Genomic DNA, 19,554 nt, shown 5'->3' on the forward strand with positions numbered 1-19,554 from the left:
CGATGCATCCCGCTCTCGCCGCCGTCGGCCGGCGCGTCCGGCCCCGCACGCGCCTCGCGGCGCTGGGCCGTCGTGTCCGCCCCCGCACGCGGCTGCGCTCCGCGGCCCGGGTCGTCCGCTCCGCCCCTCAGCGCCTCTCGGAGCGCCGCGCCGCCGTGATCGCCGCCCGGCCGATCGACCACCCCTCGCCCGCGCTCCGGCGCGAGCTGCTGCTGCTCGATCTGGCCAACCGCTTCTCCCGCCGCTCCGCGGTCGATCCGGCGGGCGAGGTCGTGGTGACGATGACCACGCACGGCGAGCGGCTGCAGCGGGTCCACGTGGCGCTCGAGTCCATCGCCCGCGGCGACGCCCGGCCCGCGCGCCTGGTGCTCTGGCTCGACGACCCGGCCCTGCACGCCGACCTGCCCGCGCCGCTGCGACGCCTCCGCCGCCGCGGCGTCGAGATCCGCCTGGTCGACGGCTACCGCGTGCACACGAAGTACTACCCGCACCTGCTCTCGGGCCGGGCGGGGGAGCGCGACCTCGTCACCTCCGACGACGACATCGTGTACCCGCGCACCTGGCTGAGGGGCCTGCTCGACGCCCGCTCGCGCTACCCACGCGAGACCGTGCTCTGCTACCGCGCCCACCGGGTGGGGATCGTCGACGGCGCCGTGGCTCCGTACACGAGCTGGACGCCGGTCGCCGACACGCGCGCGTCGACCGATGTCTTCGGCACCTCCGTCTCCGGGCAGCTGCTGCCCGCCCCGCTCCTCGGCGAGATCGCCGCGCACGGGGAGGCGTTCCGCGAGATCGCCCCGGACGCCGACGACATCTGGCTGCACGTGCGCGCGGTCGACGCCGGTTACCGGATCGCGCAGATCGAGCCCCGGGCCCAGCTGTTCCCGTTCGTGCCGCGCACGCAGCAGTCCGGGCTCTACCTCGTCAACTACTGGGACGGCGGCAATGACCGCCAGGCCCGCGCGGCCTACACGCCCGAGGTGACGGCGCGGATCGCGGCGGACGCCTCCGCGAGAGGGGAGGTGCGCTGATGCGCCTGCTGTTCGTGAGCAACCTCTATCCGCCCCAGGTGCTCGGCGGATACGAGATGACCTGTGCGCGCGTCGCGGAGGCGATGGCGGCCCGCGGCCACACCGTGCGCGTGCTGACCACGCCGACCTACCTGCCGCCGGAGCCCTCGGGCGTCGAGGTGCACCGCACGCTGAGCCTGCGCACCTACTTCCCGCTGCCGCAGACCGGCGGCGAGATCGCTCAGCTGCTGCACCACGAGAGCGCCGTCTCGCGGTTCGAGAACACCCGCATCCTGCTCGAGGAGCTGCGCGACTTCGCGCCGACCCACGTGGTGGCCTTCAACCTGCTCGGGATCGGCGGCCTCGCGATGATCGACCTGCTGCGGGCGGTGGAGGCGCCGTGGATGTGGAACCTCGGCGACCGCATCCCGAACGCCCTGGTCGACGGGCTGCCCGAGCGCGTGCTCCGCGTCTACGGCGCCCAGGCCCCCGACCACTTCGACCGCGGCGAGATCGTCGCGGTCAGCCGCTCCCTCGTCGACGCGATCGAGGCCGGCGGGCTGAGCCTGGGCGAGGTCGAGGTGATCGGGCGCGGAGTGTCCGTTCCCCCCGACACCGCGGAGCCGCGGCGCTACCGCGAGGGCGGGACCACCCGGTTCACGTTCGCCGCGTCGCTCGGCGAGCACAAGGGCGTCGGGCTGGTGCTGGAGGCGGCGGCGTCTCTCGCGGAGGAGACCCGCGACTTCCGTGTGGACCTCTACGGCGACGGAGACGTGGACGGCTGGCGCGCCCGGGCGGACGAGGCGGGCCTGGACGGCCTGGTCGAGTTCCACGGACCGACGCCCCACGCCGAGGTGCTCGCCGCGCACGGCCGCGCCGACGCGTTCCTCTTCCCGACCTGGGCCGGAGAGGCGTTCGGCGTCGCGCCGGTCGAGGCGGCCGCGGCGGGCGCCGTGCCGATCGTGACGGCGGCCAGCGGAGTAGCGGAGTTCCTCATCGACGGCGTCGACTGCATCAAGATCACCCGCTCCGCCCCGGCGCTCCTCGAGGCGATGCGGGACGTGGCGAGCGGGGCGGTGGACCTCGAGGCGCTCGGCCGGCGGGGCCGGGCCGCGGCGCGCGGACCGCTCTCGTTCGAGCGCTCCGTCGAGCTGATCGAGGCCTCGCTCGAGCGCCGCTCCCGGCCGGGCCTCGCCGACCGCCTCGCCGACACCACCCTCGAGGCCGACATCATGGACAAGGATCTGCGGGCGATGGACGTGCTCCACCGCCGCTTCTCCGGACGGGACCACGACGATGACCACTGACCACGACTTCCTCCAGGACCCCGGCTCGGCGCCCACCCGGCTCGGCCGCGGCGGCGTCGTGCTCCGCGACGCCGTGCACCGGCTGGTCGCCCCCTGGTTCGAGCAGGCGCGGCTGCGCACGGAGGAGCTGCGCGCCGAGACGGCGGCCCTGCGCGACGAGGTGGCCGGGCTCCGCGGCGAGCTGAGCGCGGTGCAGGGCGACGTCTCCGTGCTGCGCGACGAGTCGGCGGGCCTCCGGGAGGCGCTGGACGAGCTCAGCGCGTCGGTCGCGGCCGACCGCGCCTCGTCCGAGGCGGCGGGTGCGGCGGCCGCCGAGCAGGCCGCCGACACCGCGGCGGCTCTCGACGAGCGCGTCCGCGGGGTCGAGCTCGAACTGCGGGCGGTCACCCGGCGCCTCGCGGAGGCGCTCGACCGCTGAGGCGGCGAGGCCCGGTCCTCGCGGCGATCAGGCGGGGACCGCCGTCCGCGCGAGCAGCTCGGCGATACGCCCGGTGCAGCCGCCGCAGCCCGTGCCGGCGCGGGTCGCCCGCCCGACGCAGGCGACCGTCCCGTGTCCCGCCGCAGCCGCATCGGTGATCACCGCCGCCGTCACGCCGTTGCACCAGCAGACCGTGGCATCGGGGGCGAACGGATCGCCGGTCGCCGCGGCGCCCGCATCCGGGGCGTCCAGACGCAGGAGGCTCGACCGGTCCGCCGGCAGCTCCGAGCCCCGCTCGAAGAGGAGGCTGAGCTCGGCGCCGACCCGGGGCAGACCCACCGAGACGAACCCGCGCAGCACTCCTCCTGCGGTCACGAGCTTGGCGTAGCCGCCGCGGGCGGGGTCAGCCCACAGCGTCACCTCGAGGTGCTCCTCGCCCGGGCGGTGCGGGTCCCACGGCTCCGGGGCCACGTCGCCTCCTGCCACGAGGTCGACGCCCTCGGCCTTCAGCATCACGACCGCCGGTCGGGCGTCGGGGACGCGCTCCTCGCCGCAGCGGCCCTCCGCCTCCGCCCGGATCCGTGCTGCGAGCCGGTCCGCCTGCTCCCATCCCGGACCGATCAGTCCGCTCGGTCCGCCGGGCACGCGGCCGTCGGGCAGGGCCGAGCCGCGGGGGGCGACGTGCGCGCAGTCGCCGATCGCGAAGACGTCCGGGTCGCTCCAGCTGCGCAGCTGCTCATCGACCAGGATCCCGGTCGAAACGGCGAGCTCCGCGCCCGCGGCCAGCTCGACCCGCGCACCGACACCGCACGAGAGCACCAGCAGATCCCCCTCGATCTGCTTGCCGTCAGCGCAGACGAGCGCCTGGAAGTGCGCACGGCCGCGGTCGTCGTGCGCGAGCAGGACGCTCTCGGACCGGGCGTGCGCCACCATCTCGACGCCGGCCGCGCGGGCGGCCGCGGCCAGCATCCGGCCCCCGCCCGTGTCGAGATTGCGGGCCATCGGGATGTCGCCGTGGAAGACCACCACCACCTGCGCGCCCTGCTCGGCGGCCGCGAGGGCGAACTCGATCCCGAGCACTCCCGCCCCGAGCACGACGAGGCGCGCGCCGGAGCGCACGGACTCGCGGACCACCCGGGCGTCGGCCAGGTCGCGCAGCGCCACCACCCGCTCCGGGAGGGGCCGGGAGCCCGCGTCGAGCGACTCCGGATCGGCGGCGCGCACCGTCCGCTCGCGTCGGGACCGCTCCATCCCGGCGAGGGTCGGCACGTTCGCCCGGGCGCCGGTGGCCAGGACGAGGCGGTCGTAGGGCAGCCGCTCGCCGTCGTGCAGCCGCACGACGTTCCGCGCGCGGTCGATCCCCACGACGGCCGCTCCCAGGCGCAGGACGACGCCCGCCGCCTCCGCCGCCGTCCGGTCGCCGAGGTCGAGGCGCTCGCGGGTCGCCCGGCCGACGGCGTACTCCGCGAGCAGGACACGGTTGTATGGGTCGTCGCTCTCGGCGCCGACCACCGTCAGCGCGACCAGACCGGCCCGCACGGCCGGCAGCAGCTCCTCGACGAAGCGCGAGCCGACGGGGCCATAGCCGATCAGGACGATCCGCTCGGGAGGTGTCTCAGGCATGTGCCGTCCCTTCCGCGCGGACCCAGACCCGCGTGCGCTTGAACTCGGGCATCGACGACACCGGGTCCACGACGGCCTCGGTGAGGAGGTTCGCGCACTGCTCACCCGCGTAGTGGAAGGGCAGGAACACCGTGTCGTGGCGGATGTCCGCGGTGACGCTCGCGCGGGCGCGGACCACGCCGCGCGCGTTCCCGATCGCCACAGGTGCTCCGTCGCGGACGCCGAGCCGGGAGGCGGTCGCCGGGTGGATCTCGAGCCGAGCCTCGGGACGGGCCGCATCGAGCTCCGCGACCCGCCGGGTCTGGGTGCCCGACTGGTACTGCTGGAGGTAGCGGCCGGTCACGAGGGTCAGCTCCTCGCCGCGGTCCACGACGACGGGGACGGCGGGGATGACGGCGACCAGGCGCGCCCGGCCGTCGGGGTGCCCGAAGCGCTCAGCGAAGAGGCGCGGCGTCCCCGTGCCGCCCGCGGGGTAGGGCCAGTGGGCGGCGATCCCGGTGTCGAGCAGGGCGTGCGAGAGGCCGGAGTAGTCGGCCACGCCTCCCGCGGACGCGCGGGCCAGCTCGTCGAACACCTCCGAGGGGACCGCCGACCAGCTCGAGGGGGCGTCGAGACGGCGCGCCAGCTCGCTCATGATCCAGAGCTCGCTGCGCACTCCTGCCGGCGGGTCGATCGCCCGGCGGCGGCGGAGCACCCGGCCCTCGAGCGAGGTCATCGTGCCCTCCTCCTCCGCCCACTGCGGCACCGGGAGCACCACATCGGCCAGCGCGGCGGTCTCGGAGAGGAAGAAGTCGCAGACGACCAGCGTGTCCAGGGCCTCGAGCCCGGCGCGGACGGCGTCGGCGTCCGGGGCCGAGACGACCACGTTGGAGCCGTGCACCAGCAGGCAGTGCACGGAGCGTCCGAGCTCGGCGAGCAGGGCGGTGGCGGGCAGCCCTGGGCCCGGGATCGATTCGGGCGTCACGTCCCAGACGGCGGCGACGTGGCGCCGCGCCTCCGGATCGCGGATGGAGCGGTACCCCGGGAGCTGATCGGCCTTCTGTCCGTGCTCGCGTCCGCCCTGGCCGTTGCCCTGACCGGTGAGCGTGCCGTACCCCGACCCCTCGCGACCCACCAGGCCGAGCACGAGAGCGAGGTTGATCGCGGCGGTCGCGGTGTCGGTGCCGTCGACGTGCTGCTCGACCCCGCGGCCGGTCAGCACGAACGACCGCCCCGCGGCGAGCCGGCGCGCCAGGGAGCGGAGGAGCGAGGTCGGCACGCCCGTGACCGCGGAGGTGCGCTCCGGCCACCACGACGAGACGCTGCGGCGCAGGGCCTCGACGCCGGTCGTGCGCGCGGCGAGGTAGGCGGTGTCGGCGAGGCCCTCGGCGAAGACCAGGTGGATCAGCCCGAGGAGGAGCGGCAGATCCGTCCCGGGAGCGGGCTGCAGATGCGTGCCGGCGCCGTCCTCCGTCAGCCGCGCGGTGGCCGAGCGGCGCGGGTCGACGACCACCAGGCCGCCCCGCGAGCGGGCACCGGCGAAGTGGGCGAGAAGCGGCGGCATCGTCGCGGCGACGTTCGAGCCCAGGAGCAGGATCGTGTCGGCGTCGTCGAGGTCGGACACCGGGAACGGCAGTCCGCGATCGACGCCGAAGGCGCGGTTGCCGGCCGCCGCGGCCGAGGACATGCAGAAGCGGCCGTTGTAGTCGATCCGGGAGGTGCCGAGAGCGATCCGAGCGAACTTCCCGAGCTGGTAGGCCTTCTCGTTGGTGAGGCCCCCGCCGCCGAAGACGGCCACCGCGTCGGCGCCGTGCCGCTCCCGGACGCCGCGCACCGCCCCGGCGACCGCGTCGAGCGCCTCCTCCCACGACGCCTCCGCGAGGACGCCGTCGGCGCCGCGCAGCAGCGGGGAGACCAGGCGCTGTCCGCTCGCCAGCAGCTCGACGGAGGTCCAGCCCTTGGCGCAGAGCCCGCCCCGGTTCGTCGGGAACTCCCTCCCCTCGACCGCCAGGGGCACGGGGCCCGCCGCGGGTGTCAGCGTCATCGCGCACTGCAGGGCGCAGTACGGGCAGTGGGAGTCGGTCGGGGCGGGTGCGCTCATCGTCAGATCCGGGTCCCCGTCTTCGCGGCGAGGCGGAGGTAGACGCCGGCCGTGATCGCGAGCATCACCGCATAGGCGCCGACGAACCAGCCCAGCGCCGTGGTGTAGTCGCCGAACTCGGTCTTGGAGAAGCCGAGCAGCTGGGGGATCACGAAGCCGCCGTAGGCGCCGATCGCCGAGATCAGGCCGAGCGCCGCGGCGGACGTGCGCTGGGCGCCGATGCCGTCGTCACCGCGCTGGCGGGCGCGGAGGGCGAACACCGTGGGGATCATGCGGTAGGTCGCGCCGTTGCCGATGCCGGCCGCCGAGAAGAGCACGAGGAAGCAGGCGAGGAAGAGCCAGAAGCTGCCGAGCGGCAGTGTCGCGATCACGCCGAGGATCCCGGCGCCCATGGCGACGAAGGCGAGGACCGTGACAGGCGCTCCGCCGAAGCGGTCGGCCAGACGGCCGCCGGAGGGGCGGGACAGCGAGCCCACCAGGGAGCCGAGGAACGCGAGGCCGACCGTCGCCGAGCCGACGGCGAAGCCGGAGAACTCGGGGAAGGTGTCGGCGATGAGCTTCGGGAACACGCCGGCGAATCCGATGAAGGACCCGAAGGTGCCGATGTAGAGCACGGCCAGCAGCCAGAGGTGCGGCTCGCGGAGCGCGGCGAGGGAGGCGGCGACGTCGGACTTCGCGGTCGAGAGGTTGTCCATGCGCTTGGCGGCGCCGATCATCGCCACGACGATCAGGGGGACCCAGAGGAAGCCGGCGATCGGCAGGTTCAGCGTGGCCGCGGCGCCGACGGTGATCGCGATCGGCACGACGAGCTGCGCGACGGAGGCGCCCAGGTTGCCGCCCGCGGCGTTGAGCCCCAGAGCCCAGCCCTTCTGCGCGTGCGGGTAGAAGAAGGTGATGTTCGCCATCGAGCTGGCGAAGTTGCCGCCGCCGAAGCCGGCGAGCGCGGCCACCAGGAGCATGACGCCGAACGGGGTCTCCGGATTCGAGACCGCGATGCCGAGTCCGACGCTCGGGATCAGCAGGAGGCCCGCCGACACGATCGTCCAGTTGCGGCCGCCGAAGCGGGGGACCATGAACGTGTACGGGATCCGCAGGGTGGCGCCGACGAGGCTCGGCATCGAGATGAGCCAGAAGATCTGCCCGGTGTCGAAGGCGAACCCGGCCGCCGGCAGCGAGACGACGACGACCGACCAGAGCTGCCAGACGACGAAGCCGAGGAACTCGGCGAAGATCGACCACCTCAGATTGCGAGCGGCGACGGAGCGTCCCTCCGCCTCCCACTGGGCGGGGTCCTCGGGGTTCCAGCCGTCGATCCAGCGGCCCGGCCGTCGGATGATGCCGGTGGATGTGGCGGCGGTCGTGGGGACGGTGGTCGGGGGTGCAGCAGTCATCGTGGTCCTCCGGAGGGTGGGCGGCGCGCGCGAGGGCGCGCTCGGGACGGGGAGGTGGAGCGGTGGTGGTGCGGGGAGGAGGCGTCAGGCGTTGCGCCCGAACAGCTCCGAGACGATGTCGACCAGCTCGCGGGCGGGCGGATCGACGGCGGTGAGGAGGGGAGCGGAGGCGAGGTCGGCCCCCGCGGAGGCGGCCAGGCCGGCGAAGTAGCCGGGCGCGAGCAGGTAGGTGGCGACCACGACGCGCGCGCCGGGGTGGGCGGCGCGCTCGGCGGCGACCGCCTCCGCGATCCGCGGCTCGGCGGCCGAGATGAACGAGGTGCTCACCTCGCGGCCGAGCTCGGCGGCGAGGAGGCGGCCGGTGGTCCAGCAGTCCGCGACGGCACCGGCGTCGCTCGAGCCGGCAGCGGCGAGCACGACGCGGTCGCCGTCGTCGAGCCCTGCCTCGTGGAGCCGGCGGGCGAGCACGCGCGCCAGGCGGGGATCGGGTCCGAGCGCGCCCGAGACCCGCACCGGCCGCTCCGCCTCCGCCGCGGCCTCGGCGAGGTCGACGTGCACGTGGTAGCCGGCCGAGAGCAGCAGCGGCACGACCACCGCCGGCCGGCCCGGCTCGAGAGAGCCCAGGGTCGCGGGGACGTCGGGCTGCTGCACGTCGACGAAGGAGTCGAGCACGTCCAGCGCCGGGTTGGCCCGGCGGACCGCCTCGACCAGCGCGGCGACGGCACGCCTCCCGTCGTCGTCGGAGGTCCCGTGGGACGCGGCGACCAGAGCGGTCCGCTGGGCGACCTCGATCGTGCCGTCGCTCTCGCGCACCTGCCAGGTGGCGAGGTGCAGCTCCGCTCGTGTGAAGCAGGCGCCGGTCTCGAGGTCGAAGACGTCCTTGTGCAGGGGGGAGGCGATCGTGGGCCGCTGCACCCCGTCGACCAGACGCGAGCCGACGATGCCGCGTGAGAGCACGGCGGCGCCGGTCGCGGGGTCGAGGTTCGAGACGGCCCGCACCCGCCCGTCGGGCAGGAGGAACAGGGCGAGCTGCACACCGCCGACCAGGGCGGCCTCGCCCCAGAGCGGCTCGAGGTCGCCGACGGCGCAGACCGGCACCCAGGTGGTGGCGGTCGCGGGGGCGAGCCGATCGAGGAGGGTCATCGCTGCGCCTTCTTCCTGCGGGTGGGCCACCGCATCCGGTCGGACGCGATGAGGCAACGGTAGGGATCGCGCGTTTCGTGCGAGCACGCCTTCGGTGTCACGGGCGTAACGAAGCCCTCACGGCCTGCGGCGCTCGCCGAGAGGCGCGCGTCACACGCTGTTACACAGGGGCAACGGCGGGGAAACGGGCCGTCCCTACGGTGGACGTCATGACTCCTGGAGCGAACCCCGCCGCCCGGCCCCGACGCGTGCTCGTCGTCGGAGCGGGACCCGCCGCGCACCGCCTGGTCGACGCGCTCGTCGCCCGGGCCGGCGACCAGGCGCTGGAGATCACCGTCCTCGGCGAGGAGGTGCACCGTCCCTACGACCGCGTCGCACTCTCGAAGCGCCTCGACGGCGAGCACGACCTGACTCTGGGCGACGGCGCTCTGTGGGAGTCGGCGCGGCTGATCACCTCCTCCCGTGTCGTCGCGATCGATCCCGACCGCCTGCGCGTCGAGCTCGCGGACGGCCGCTCCCTCGAGGGCGACGAGATCGTCCTGGCGACGGGCTCCTCCGCCACGGTCCCGCCGATCGAGGGCGCCGAGCACGGCCGCGTCTACCGCACGCTCGAGGACGTGGACGGGCTCGTCGCCGAGCTCGCCGCGTTCCGCGCCCGGCGCGGACGCCCCGCGATCGTGGTCGTGGTCGGCGGCGGTCTGCTCGGCCTCGAGGCGGCGGGAGGCGCGCACCGGCTCGGTGCGCGCACCGCCCTCGTCCACTCCGGCCGCTGGCTGATGAGCGCGCAGCTCGACGAGGGCGCCGGGCAGGCCCTCGGCCGCATCATCTCGGCGCAGGGGATCGCGCTGCACCTCGGCAACCGGCCCACCGCGATCCTCACCTCGCCGACGGGGACGGTGCTCGGAGTCGCGCTGACCGACGGCAGCAGCATCAGCGCCGATCTCGTGGTCTTCTCCATCGGGATCACGGCGCGCGACGAGCTCGCCCGAGCGGTCGGGATCGAGGTCGCACCGCGCGGAGGCGTGGTCGTCGACGAGGCCTGCCGCACCAGCAGGGCGGGAGTCTGGGCCATCGGCGAGGTCGCCGCGATCGCCGGCCGCACGGTCGGGCTCGTCGCACCCGCCAACGCGATGGCGGAGGTGGTCGCCGACCGGATCCTCGGCGGCGACGCGACCTTCCCGGGGGTCGACGACGCCACCAAGCTCAAGCTCTCGGGCGTGGAGGTCGCCAGCTTCGGCGACGCCCTCGGCACCACGGAGGGAGCGCTCGAGGTCGTCTACGCCGATCCGGCCCGCGGTCTCTACCAGAAGGTCGTCGTCTCGGACGATGCGCGCACGCTGCTCGGCGGGATGTTCGTCGGCGACGCGGGCCCCTACTCCTCCCTCCGCCCGCTGCTGGGGCGCGAGCTGCCGGCCGAGCCCGGCGCCTACCTCGCGGCGGCGGGGGCGGAGGCGCCCTCGGGCGACCTTCCGGACGACGCTCAGGTCTGCTCGTGCAACAACGTCTCGGTCGGCGAGGTCCGCCACGCGATCGGCGAGGGGTGCACCGAGCTGGGGCCGCTCAAGGCCTGCACCCGCGCGGGCACCCAGTGCGGATCGTGCGTGCCCCTGGTGAAGAAGCTGCTCGACACGGAGCTGATCCGTGCGGGCGTCGAGGTCTCCCGCGCCCTCTGCGAGCATGTGGCGCTCAGCCGCAGCGAGCTGTTCGAGTCGGTCCGTATCCTCGGGCTGCACTCGGCCGAGCAGGTGATGGAGCGCTTCGGCTCCGGGCTGGGCTGCGACGTGTGCAAGCCGGTGATCGCCTCCGTCCTCGCCACCCAGACGAACGCCTACATCCTCGACGGCGGCCAGGCGCCGCTGCAGGACACCAACGACCGCGCCCTGGCCAACATGCAGAAGGACGGCACCTACTCCGTCGTCCCGCGGATCCCCGGGGGCGAGATCACGCCGGCGAAGCTCAAGGTGATCGCCGAGGTCGCCGAGCAGTACGGCCTCTACACGAAGATCACCGGCGGGCAGCGGATCGACATGTTCGGCGCCCGCCTCGAGCAGCTGCCCGAGATCTGGCGCCTCCTCGTCGACGCCGGCTTCGAGTCGGGTCAGGCGTACGGCAAGTCGCTGCGCACGGTCAAGTCGTGCGTCGGATCGACCTGGTGCCGCTTCGGAGTCCAGGACGCGGTCGGGATGGCGGTCTTCCTCGAGGAGCGGTACCGGGGTCTCCGCTCGCCGCACAAGTTCAAGCTCGGGGTCAGCGGCTGCGCCCGCGAGTGCGCCGAGGCGCGGGGGAAGGACATCGGCGTCATCGCGAGCGACCTCGGCTGGAACCTCTACGTCGGCGGCAACGGCGGCTACCAGCCGGCGCACGCCCAGCTGCTCGCGCAGGACCTCGACGACGAGACCCTGGTGCGCTACATCGACCGCTACGTCATGTACTACGTGCGGACGGCCGAGCGGCTCCAGCGGACCGCACGCTGGCAGGAGGAGCTCCCCGGCGGACTCGAGCACGTGCGCGAGGTGGTCTGCGAGGACTCGCTCGGCATCGCCGCCGAGCTGGAGGCCGCCATGGCCACGCACGTCGACACCTACGTCGACGAGTGGGCGGCGACCCTCGCCGATCCCGACCGGCTCCGCCGCTTCCGCTCCTTCGTGAACGCCCCGGACACCGCGGATCCGCGCGTCGCGACCGTGCGCGAGCGCGGGCAGGTCCGGCCCGCCGGCCGGGACGAGAGACCGGACGGACCCGTGCTGGTCGCGGGGCCGAGGATCCCCGTCGGTCCGGCCGGGATCGGATCGGACTCGTGATGCAGCTCTCCCTCGACCTCGCCGGACGCCGCGTGCTCGTGATCGGCACCGCCTCCGGGACCCGCCGCGTGCTCGCCCGCTACCGAGCCGCCGGCGCACTCGTCGAGCGGCACGAGGCGGAGGACGCGCTCACCCCGGCGCCCCCGGCCCTGATCGTGTGGGTGGAGGGGCCGGCGCCGCTCCGAGCAGCGGCGGCCGAGCTCTGCCCCTGGATCGTCGACGAGGCCCCCGCGCCGACCCGGCCGGTCGGGCACGTCAGCATCGTCGGCGGCGGCCCCGGCGATCCGGATCTGATGACCCTCGCCGCCCGCCGCGCCCTCCGCGACGCGGACGTGGTGCTCTACGACCGGCTCGGTCCGCACGAGGGCCTGGCCGAGTGGGCGCCCGGCGCCGAGCTGATCGACGTCGGCAAGACGCCGGGTCATCATGCGGTGCCGCAGCACGAGATCGAGCGGCTGATGATCGAGCGGGCCCTCGCGGGTCTGGACGTCGTGCGCCTGAAGGGCGGCGATCCGTTCGTGTTCGGCCGCGGGTCGGAGGAGGTGCGCGCGTGCCGGCTCGCCGGCGTCGGCTCCACGGTCGTCCCCGGAGTGACCAGCGCGATCTCGGTGCCCGCCGCCGCCGGGATCCCGGTCACCCACCGCGAGGTCAGCAGGGCCTTCACCGTGGTCTCGGGCCATGCGCCGTTCAGCGAGCAGGAGCTCGGCCATCTGGCCGGGCTGGGCGGGACGATCGTGGTGCTGATGGGCGTGAACACCCTCCCGCACCTCGTCGCCGGGCTGCAGCGCGCCGGGATGCGCGCCGACACGCCCCTCGCGATCGTCGAGCGGGGCTGGTCGCGCGACCAGCGCACGACGGTCTCGTCGGTCGGCGCAGTGCTCGGCCTGCTCGCCGAGCTGGCACCGCGCTCGCCCGCCGTGATCGTCATCGGCGAGGTGGTCCGGCAGGCCGCGTGCCATGATGCGGGGGACCCCGAGAGCATCGCCCGAGCGGTCGATGCACTGACCGCGTGAGACCCCGAGGGGGCCGAGCATGACCGGCACCGATCCCGACGCCGCCGTGGGGTTCCGACCCGACCAGCTGGACGGCTTCCGCATCGGGGTCACCTCCGACCGCCGCTCCGAGGACCTGATCGCCGCGTTCGAGCGCCGCGGTGCCGCCGTCACGCACGCCCCCACCATCCGAATGCGCGGCGTCGACACCGAGGGCGCGCTCGAGGAGGAGACCCGCGCCATCGTCGCCGCCCGTCCCGACGTGCTCCTCGCCACCACCTCCTACGGCCTGCGGCGCTGGCTCGAGGCCGCGGACGCCGCGGGGATCGAGCTGGCCGACGCGCTGTCCTCCGCGCGGATCCTCGTCCGCGGACCCAAGGCGCGCGGAGCGATCCGTGCGGCGGGTCTCGACGACCACGGGATGAGCGAGCGCGAGACGACCACCTCCCTCGTCGACCTGGCCCTGCGCGAGGGCGTCGCCGGCCGCACGATCGCGGTGCAGCTGCACGGATTCACCGACCCGGCTCAGCTGCAGCGTCTCCGCGACGCCGGCGCCCGGGTGCTCACGGCCGCGCCCTACCGCTGGAGCGTGCACGAGGACTCCGCCCGGGTGCTGCGGCTGATCGACGCGGTCTGCGGAGGGGGCATCGACGCCGTCACCTTCACCAGCGCGCCGGCGGTGGAGGCGCTCTTCACGGTCGCGGAGGCCGCGGGCCGCCTCGACGACCTCCAGGCGGCCTTCCGCGAGACGGTGGTCGCCGCCGCCGTCGGCCCCGTGACCGCAGCACCCCTGGTCGAGGCAGGGATCCTCCCGGTCGTGCCGGACCGGTTCCGGATGGGTGCGCTCATCCGCCTGACCTGCGAGCACCTCGAGCAGGCGTCGCCCCGCATCGAGACGGCCTTCGGCACTCTCGAGCTCCGAGGCCGGCACGCCGTCCTGGCCGGGACCCGGGTGGCGCTGACCCCGGTCGCGCTTGCGCTGTTCCGGACTCTCGTCGCCGCCGAGGGCGCGACCGTCGCGCGTCACGTCCTCGCGGCCTCCGCGCCGGAGGCTCTCGACGACCACGCGGTCGACGTCGCTGTCAGCCGCCTCCGTCAGGCCCTCCCCGAACCGCGGCTCGTGGCGACGGTGATCAAGCGCGGCTACCGGCTCGCGACCCCGCTCTGAGTGGCGGCGCGGTGCCACACTGAGCGCGTGGGCAGGCTGAGGGTCGTCGTCGCGCCCGACTCCTTCAAGGGGTCGGCGAGCGCGGTCGAGGTCGCGCGGGCGATCGCCGAGGGCTGGAGCGCTGCGCGCCCGGGGGACGAGATCGTCCTCGCGCCGATGGCCGACGGAGGAGAGGGCACGGTCGAGGCCTTCGCGCTCGCGGTCCCGGGGTCGCTTCGGCGGCCGGTCGTCGTCCCCGGCCCGGACGACCGGCCGGTCCGCGCCTGGTGGCTGCTGCTCCCCGACGGGACAGCCGTCGTCGAGCTCGCCTCCACGAGCGGCATCACGCTGCTCGACCCGCTCCGTCCGCTCACCGCGCACACGCGCGGCTTCGGCCGCGCGATCGCCGCCGCCCTCGACGCGGGGGCGCACGCCCTGCTGCTGGCGATCGGCGGCAGCGCCTCGACCGACGGCGGAGTCGGAGCGCTCCGCGAGCTCGGCGCACGCTTCTCCACCGCCTCCGGCCGCGACCTCGGCGAGGGAGGCGGTGCGCTGCCCGCGCTCGCCGCCGCCGACCTCCGCGCGCTGCGTCCTCTGCCGCCCGGAGGCGCGGTCGTGCTCAGCGATGTCGCGACCCCGCTGCTCGGCGACTCCGGGGCGGCCCGCGTCTTCGGTCCGCAGAAGGGGGCCGGCCCCGAGGACGTCCTCCTCCTCGAGAGCGGCCTCCGCCGTCTCGCCGCGCACCTGGACGCGGATCCCGATGCGCCGGGCTCCGGGGCGGCGGGCGGGACGGGCTTCGGGCTGCTCGCCTGGGGCGCGCGCCCGACCTCCGGCGCCGGCGCCGTCGGACGGGCGATCGGGCTCCCGACGCTCCTCGCGGGCGCGGACGTCGTCATCACGGGGGAGGGGCGCTTCGACGCGCAGTCCGCCGCCGGCAAGGTTCCCTTGCACGTCCTCGCGCTCGCCGAGGCGGCCGGGGCGCGGACGCTCCTCGTCGCCGGGGCGATCGCGGCGCCGACTCCCGGCTTCACCGCGGCGGTGTCGCTGACGGAGGCGGCGGGCTCCTCGTCCGCGGCCCTCGCGGACCCGCTCCCGCACCTGCGCGCCGTCGCCCGGGAGTGGGCCGCGCAGCTCCTCTGACCGTTCGCGGTGTCGGTGGTCGGGCGTACCGTCCGGGCATGCCCCGCGATGCGATCCGACCACCACATCTTGTGGTCGAGCCGCCGCGCGGACCCCACCGGTCGGGCATGCCGACACGCCGTGGCGCGTTGTACACAGTGAACGGGATCCTTCTGTCCACACCTGTGGATGGTTCGTCCGGATCCGCGTCCTTCCGCGGTTCCACGGGCTCCGGCCTGTGGATGAACGGGGGAGGAACCGGTGGATAACTACACGGCTGTAACTACTACGTCTAGTGGGCTGACACCGGCCCGCCCCCTATATGTAGTATTGCTGAGCAGGTCGGAGCGAGAGCCCCACCGGCACCCAGAACTCACCCGGACCACCCTCCGACCCCGCCCGCATCGCGAGCCGCCGGTCGGGGAGCTGCACCGGGACACCCCCTCCGAAAGGCGACACCCATGGCTGTGACGGTCTACACCAAGCCCTCCTGCGTCCAGTGCACCGCGACGTACCGCGCCCTCGACAGCAAGGGCATCGACTACGAGGTGTTCGACCTCTCCGTGGACGAGAAGGCCCTCGAGGCCGTCAAGGCCCTCGGCTACCTCCAGGCGCCGGTCGTCATCACGGACGACGACCACTGGTCCGGCTTCCGCCCCGACAAGATCGCGACCCTCTGAGGCGCACGGGCGGCGATCCGCGACGTCGTCGGCGGGCGCCGTAGCGCCGCTGCGGCTTCCTCCTCCGCCTTGCGGCTCACCGCGCAGCCGCCTCGGAGGCGGGACCGAGAACAGCAGCTGACGGGGAGAGGGGCCGGAGGATGAGCGGGCTCGTGTACTTCTCCAGCAGCTCGGGGAACACGCACCGGTTCATCGAGAAGCTCGGACGGCCGGCGCAGCGCATCCCGCTCCACGCCCGTCGCGACGGAGCCGCCCTCGACACGCTCCACGTCCACGAGCCGTACGTGCTCGTCCTCCCCACCTACGGCGGCGGCAACGGCGGAGGAGCGGTCCCCAAGCAGGTCATCCGGTTCCTCAACGATCCGTGCAACCGCTCCCTGATCCGCGGCGTCATCGGCGCCGGCAACACGAACTTCGGCGAGGCGTACTGCCTCGCCGGCGACATCATCGCCCGCAAGTGCGAGGTGCCGCACCTCTATCGATTCGAAGTATTCGGAACACCCGACGACGTCCGCGCCGTCGACGAAGGATTGGACACGTTTTGGACGCAGCAGTGATCGACGCTCCCCGCGACGCCGCACAGATGGACTACCACTCGCTCAACGCGATGCTGAACCTCTACGGCCCGAACGGAGAGATCCAGTTCGACAAGGACCGCGAGGCCGCTCGCGAGTTCTTCCTGCAGCACGTCAACCAGAACACGGTGTTCTTCCACACGCTCAAGGAGCGCCTCGACTACCTGGTCGAGAAGGAGTACTACGAGCAGGCCGTGCTCGACCAGTACTCGTTCGAGTTCATCCAGCAGCTCAACGACCTGGCGTACTCGAAGAAGTTCCGCTTCGCGACCTTCCTCGGCGCGTTCAAGTACTACACCTCGTACACGCTCAAGACGTTCGACGGGAAGCGCTACCTCGAGCGCTTCGAGGACCGCGTCGTGATGACCGCCCTCGGCCTCGCCCAGGGCGACGAGACGCTCGCGACCGCCCTCGTCGAGGAGATCGTCGCCGGCCGCTTCCAGCCCGCGACCCCGACCTTCCTCAACACAGGCAAGGCACAGCGCGGCGAGCTCGTCTCCTGCTTCCTGCTCCGCATCGAGGACAACATGGAGTCGATCGCCCGCGGCATCAACTCCGCGCTCCAGCTCTCCAAGCGCGGCGGCGGCGTCGCCCTCTCGCTCTCGAACATCCGCGAGGCCGGCGCCCCGATCAAGCAGATCGAGAACCAGTCCTCGGGCATCATCCCCGTGATGAAGCTCCTCGAGGACAGCTTCAGCTACGCCAACCAGCTCGGCGCGCGCCAGGGCGCGGGAGCGGTGTACCTCTCGGCGCACCACCCCGACATCCTCCGCTTCCTCGACACCAAGCGCGAGAACGCCGACGAGAAGATCCGCATCAAGACGCTCTCCCTCGGCGTCGTCGTGCCCGACATCACGTTCGAGCTCGCGAAGAACAACGAGGACATGTACCTCTTCTCGCCCTACGACGTCGAGCGCGTCTACGGCATCCCCTTCGGCGACATCTCCCTCTCGGAGAAGTACCGCGAGATGGTCGACGACCCGCGCATCAAGAAGACCAAGATCTCGGCGCGCGAGTTCTTCCAGACCATCGCCGAGATCCAGTTCGAGTCGGGCTACCCCTACATCGTGTTCGAGGACACGGTGAACCAGGCGAACCCGATCAAGGGCCGCATCAACATGTCCAACCTCTGCTCCGAGATCCTCCAGGTCAACACTCCGACGACCTACAACGAGGACCTCTCCTACGCGCAGATCGGCAAGGACATCTCCTGCAACCTCGGCTCGCTGAACATCGCGCTGACGATGGACTCGCCCGACTTCGGCCGCACCATCGAGACCGCTATCCGCGGCCTCACCTCGGTGTCCGACCAGTCGCACATCACCTCGGTCCGCTCGATCGAGGACGGCAACGACAAGTCGCACGCCATCGGCCTCGGCCAGATGAACCTGCACGGCTACCTCGCCCGCGAGCGGATCCACTACGGATCCGAGGAGGGCATCGACTTCACCAACATCTACTTCTACTCGGTGCTGTTCCACGCCCTGCGCGCCTCCAACAACCTCTCCATCGAGCGCGGCACCACCTTCGAGGGCTTCGCCGACTCGAAGTACGCCTCGGGTGAGTTCTTCGACACCTACACGGAGAAGGAGTGGACGCCGGCCACCGAGCGCGTCTCCCGCCTCTTCGCCGACTCGGGCATCGCGGTCCCCACCCAGGACGACTGGCGTGCGCTCAAGGCCTCGGTCATGGAGCACGGCATCTACAACCAGAACCTGCAGGCCGTCCCGCCGACCGGCTCGATCTCGTACATCAACAACTCGACGTCCTCGATCCACCCGATCGCGTCGAAGATCGAGATCCGCAAGGAGGGCAAGCTCGGCCGCGTCTACTACCCGGCGCCGTTCATGACGAACGACAACCTGGAGTACTACCAGGACGCGTACGAGATCGGCTACGAGAAGATCATCGACACCTACGCCGCGGCCACGCAGCACGTCGACCAGGGCCTCTCGCTCACGCTCTTCTTCAAGGACACGGCGACCACCCGCGACGTCAACCGCGCCCAGATCTACGCCTGGCGCAAGGGCATCAAGACGATCTACTACATCCGCATCCGTCAGCTGGCGCTCGAGGGCACCGAGCTCGACCAGTGCGTCTCGTGCATGCTCTAGAGCACGCAGCCCCACCCCCCTCCGCACGACCCATCCGCAGCAGCGAGAAGGAATCATGACTCCCCCCGAGAAGCTCAAGCTCGTCGACTCCGTCCAGGCGATCAACTGGAACCGGATCCAGGACGACAAGGACGTCGAGGTGTGGAACCGCCTCACGAGCAACTTCTGGCTGCCCGAGAAGGTCCCGCTGTCGAACGACATCCAGTCGTGGAACACGCTCACGCACCAGGAGCAGCAGCTCACCATGCGCGTGTTCACCGGGCTCACCCTGCTCGACACCGTGCAGGGCACCGTCGGCGCCGTCTCGCTCATCCCGGACGCGATCACGCCTCACGAGGAGGCCGTCTACACGAACATCGCGTTCATGGAGTCGGTCCACGCCAAGTCGTACTCCTCGGTGTTCTCGACCCTGTCGAACACTCAGGACATCGACGAGGCCTTCCGCTGGTCGATGGAGAACCCGAACCTGCAGAAGAAGGCGTCCATCGTGATGGACTACTACCGCGGCGACGACCCGCTGAAGCGGAAGGTCGCCTCCACGCTGCTGGAGTCGTTCCTCTTCTACTCGGGCTTCTACCTGCCGATGTACTGGTCCTCGCGCGCCAAGCTCACCAACACGGCCGACCTCGTGCGCCTGATCATCCGCGACGAGGCCGTGCACGGCTACTACATCGGCTACAAGTTCCAGAAGGGGCTCGAGCGGGTCGACCAGGCCAAGCGCGACGAGATCAAGGACTACACGTTCTCGCTGCTCTACGAGCTCTACGACAACGAGGCGCAGTACACGCAGGACCTCTACGACCAGCTCGGCCTGACCGAGGACGTCAAGAAGTTCCTGCACTACAACGCCAACAAGGCGCTGATGAACCTCGGCTACGAGCCGATGTTCCCCAAGCAGGTCACCGATGTGAACCCCGCGATCCTGTCGGCCCTCTCGCCCAACGCGGACGAGAACCACGACTTCTTCTCGGGCTCCGGCTCCTCCTACGTGATCGGCAAGGCCGTGAACACCGAGGACGAGGACTGGGACTTCTAGGCGTCGACACCGCGTCCCGGCCTCCACGGCGAACGGCCCCTCCCCTCGCGGGTGAGGGGCCGTTCCTCGTCTCCGGGCGGCGGGCGGGCGCCGGGTCACCGCACCCGGCGAGGCGCCG

Annotated in this window: 15 protein-coding genes; 11 read left to right on the top strand and 4 right to left on the bottom strand. The window is 72.8% G+C overall.

What is annotated here, in order from left to right:
* The first annotated feature begins 2 nt into the window (after nt 1–2).
* The 3 genes from C5C29_RS14595 to C5C29_RS14605 are packed head-to-tail and all read left to right on the top strand — an operon-like array spanning nt 3 to nt 2,735.
* A complete protein-coding gene (locus tag C5C29_RS14595; RefSeq protein WP_104224347.1) occupies nt 3–1,031 on the top strand; it encodes a glycosyltransferase in 1,029 nt (342 codons plus the stop codon).
* Nucleotides 1,031–2,317: a glycosyltransferase gene (locus C5C29_RS14600; protein WP_104308508.1), complete on the top strand. Its 1,287-nt coding sequence runs from the start codon at nt 1,031–1,033 to the stop codon at nt 2,315–2,317. The genes C5C29_RS14595 and C5C29_RS14600 overlap by 1 nt, the downstream gene beginning before the upstream one ends.
* Nucleotides 2,307–2,735, top strand: a complete 429-nt coding sequence (locus tag C5C29_RS14605) for a hypothetical protein (RefSeq protein WP_104256353.1) — start codon at nt 2,307–2,309, stop codon at nt 2,733–2,735. The genes C5C29_RS14600 and C5C29_RS14605 overlap by 11 nt, the downstream gene beginning before the upstream one ends.
* 27 nt (nt 2,736–2,762) lie before the next feature.
* Here the strand turns inward: C5C29_RS14605 and C5C29_RS14610 are convergent, their stop codons facing one another.
* The 4 genes from C5C29_RS14610 to nirD form a co-directional block, all read right to left on the bottom strand.
* Nucleotides 2,763–4,358: an NAD(P)/FAD-dependent oxidoreductase gene (locus C5C29_RS14610; protein WP_104227174.1), complete on the bottom strand. Its 1,596-nt coding sequence runs from the start codon at nt 4,356–4,358 to the stop codon at nt 2,763–2,765.
* Nucleotides 4,351–6,438 carry a molybdopterin oxidoreductase family protein gene (locus C5C29_RS14615; protein ID WP_104308509.1) on the bottom strand — a complete coding sequence of 696 codons (2,088 nt, stop codon included), beginning with the start codon at nt 6,436–6,438 and terminating at the stop codon, nt 4,351–4,353. The genes C5C29_RS14610 and C5C29_RS14615 overlap by 8 nt, the downstream gene beginning before the upstream one ends.
* 2 nt (nt 6,439–6,440) lie before the next feature.
* Nucleotides 6,441–7,829, bottom strand: coding sequence for an MFS transporter (locus C5C29_RS14620; protein WP_104224352.1), 1,389 nt, complete (start codon nt 7,827–7,829; stop codon nt 6,441–6,443).
* 84 nt (nt 7,830–7,913) lie between these two features.
* Complete coding sequence (nirD, locus tag C5C29_RS14625; RefSeq protein WP_104224353.1) at nt 7,914–8,972, bottom strand: nitrite reductase small subunit NirD; 1,059 nt, start codon at nt 8,970–8,972, stop codon at nt 7,914–7,916.
* A gap of 209 nt (nt 8,973–9,181) precedes the next feature.
* On the opposite strand from nirD, the gene nirB reads away from it, so the two are divergent.
* The 8 genes from nirB to nrdF all read left to right on the top strand — a co-directional run bounded on the left by nirB (nt 9,182) and on the right by nrdF (nt 19,436).
* A complete protein-coding gene (gene nirB, locus C5C29_RS14630) occupies nt 9,182–11,773 on the top strand; it encodes a nitrite reductase large subunit NirB (RefSeq protein ID WP_104224354.1) in 2,592 nt (863 codons plus the stop codon).
* On the top strand, nt 11,773–12,786 hold the full coding sequence (cobA, locus tag C5C29_RS14635; RefSeq protein WP_104224371.1) for a uroporphyrinogen-III C-methyltransferase: 1,014 nt from the start codon (nt 11,773–11,775) through the stop codon (nt 12,784–12,786). The genes nirB and cobA overlap by 1 nt, the downstream gene beginning before the upstream one ends.
* Nucleotides 12,787–12,805: 19 nt before the next feature.
* Nucleotides 12,806–13,933 carry a uroporphyrinogen-III synthase gene (locus C5C29_RS14640; protein WP_104238252.1) on the top strand — a complete coding sequence of 376 codons (1,128 nt, stop codon included), beginning with the start codon at nt 12,806–12,808 and terminating at the stop codon, nt 13,931–13,933.
* A gap of 36 nt (nt 13,934–13,969) precedes the next feature.
* A complete protein-coding gene (locus C5C29_RS14645; protein ID WP_104308512.1) occupies nt 13,970–15,052 on the top strand; it encodes a glycerate kinase in 1,083 nt (360 codons plus the stop codon).
* A 440-nt stretch (nt 15,053–15,492) separates the two neighbouring features.
* On the top strand, nt 15,493–15,711 hold the full coding sequence (gene nrdH / locus C5C29_RS14650) for a glutaredoxin-like protein NrdH (RefSeq protein ID WP_068255139.1): 219 nt from the start codon (nt 15,493–15,495) through the stop codon (nt 15,709–15,711).
* Nucleotides 15,712–15,851: 140 nt separating this feature from the next.
* Nucleotides 15,852–16,268: a class Ib ribonucleoside-diphosphate reductase assembly flavoprotein NrdI gene (gene nrdI, locus C5C29_RS14655; RefSeq protein WP_104224357.1), complete on the top strand. Its 417-nt coding sequence runs from the start codon at nt 15,852–15,854 to the stop codon at nt 16,266–16,268.
* A gap of 26 nt (nt 16,269–16,294) precedes the next feature.
* A complete protein-coding gene (gene nrdE, locus C5C29_RS14660) occupies nt 16,295–18,400 on the top strand; it encodes a class 1b ribonucleoside-diphosphate reductase subunit alpha (protein ID WP_104267670.1) in 2,106 nt (701 codons plus the stop codon).
* A 55-nt stretch (nt 18,401–18,455) separates the two neighbouring features.
* Nucleotides 18,456–19,436 (top strand): class 1b ribonucleoside-diphosphate reductase subunit beta, encoded by a 981-nt coding sequence (nrdF, locus tag C5C29_RS14665; RefSeq protein WP_104224358.1) that lies wholly within the window; start codon nt 18,456–18,458, stop codon nt 19,434–19,436.
* Nucleotides 19,437–19,554: the final 118 nt, after the last annotated feature.

Source organism: Rathayibacter sp. AY1H2, assembly GCF_002931985.1.
GTDB lineage: Bacteria > Actinomycetota > Actinomycetes > Actinomycetales > Microbacteriaceae > Rathayibacter.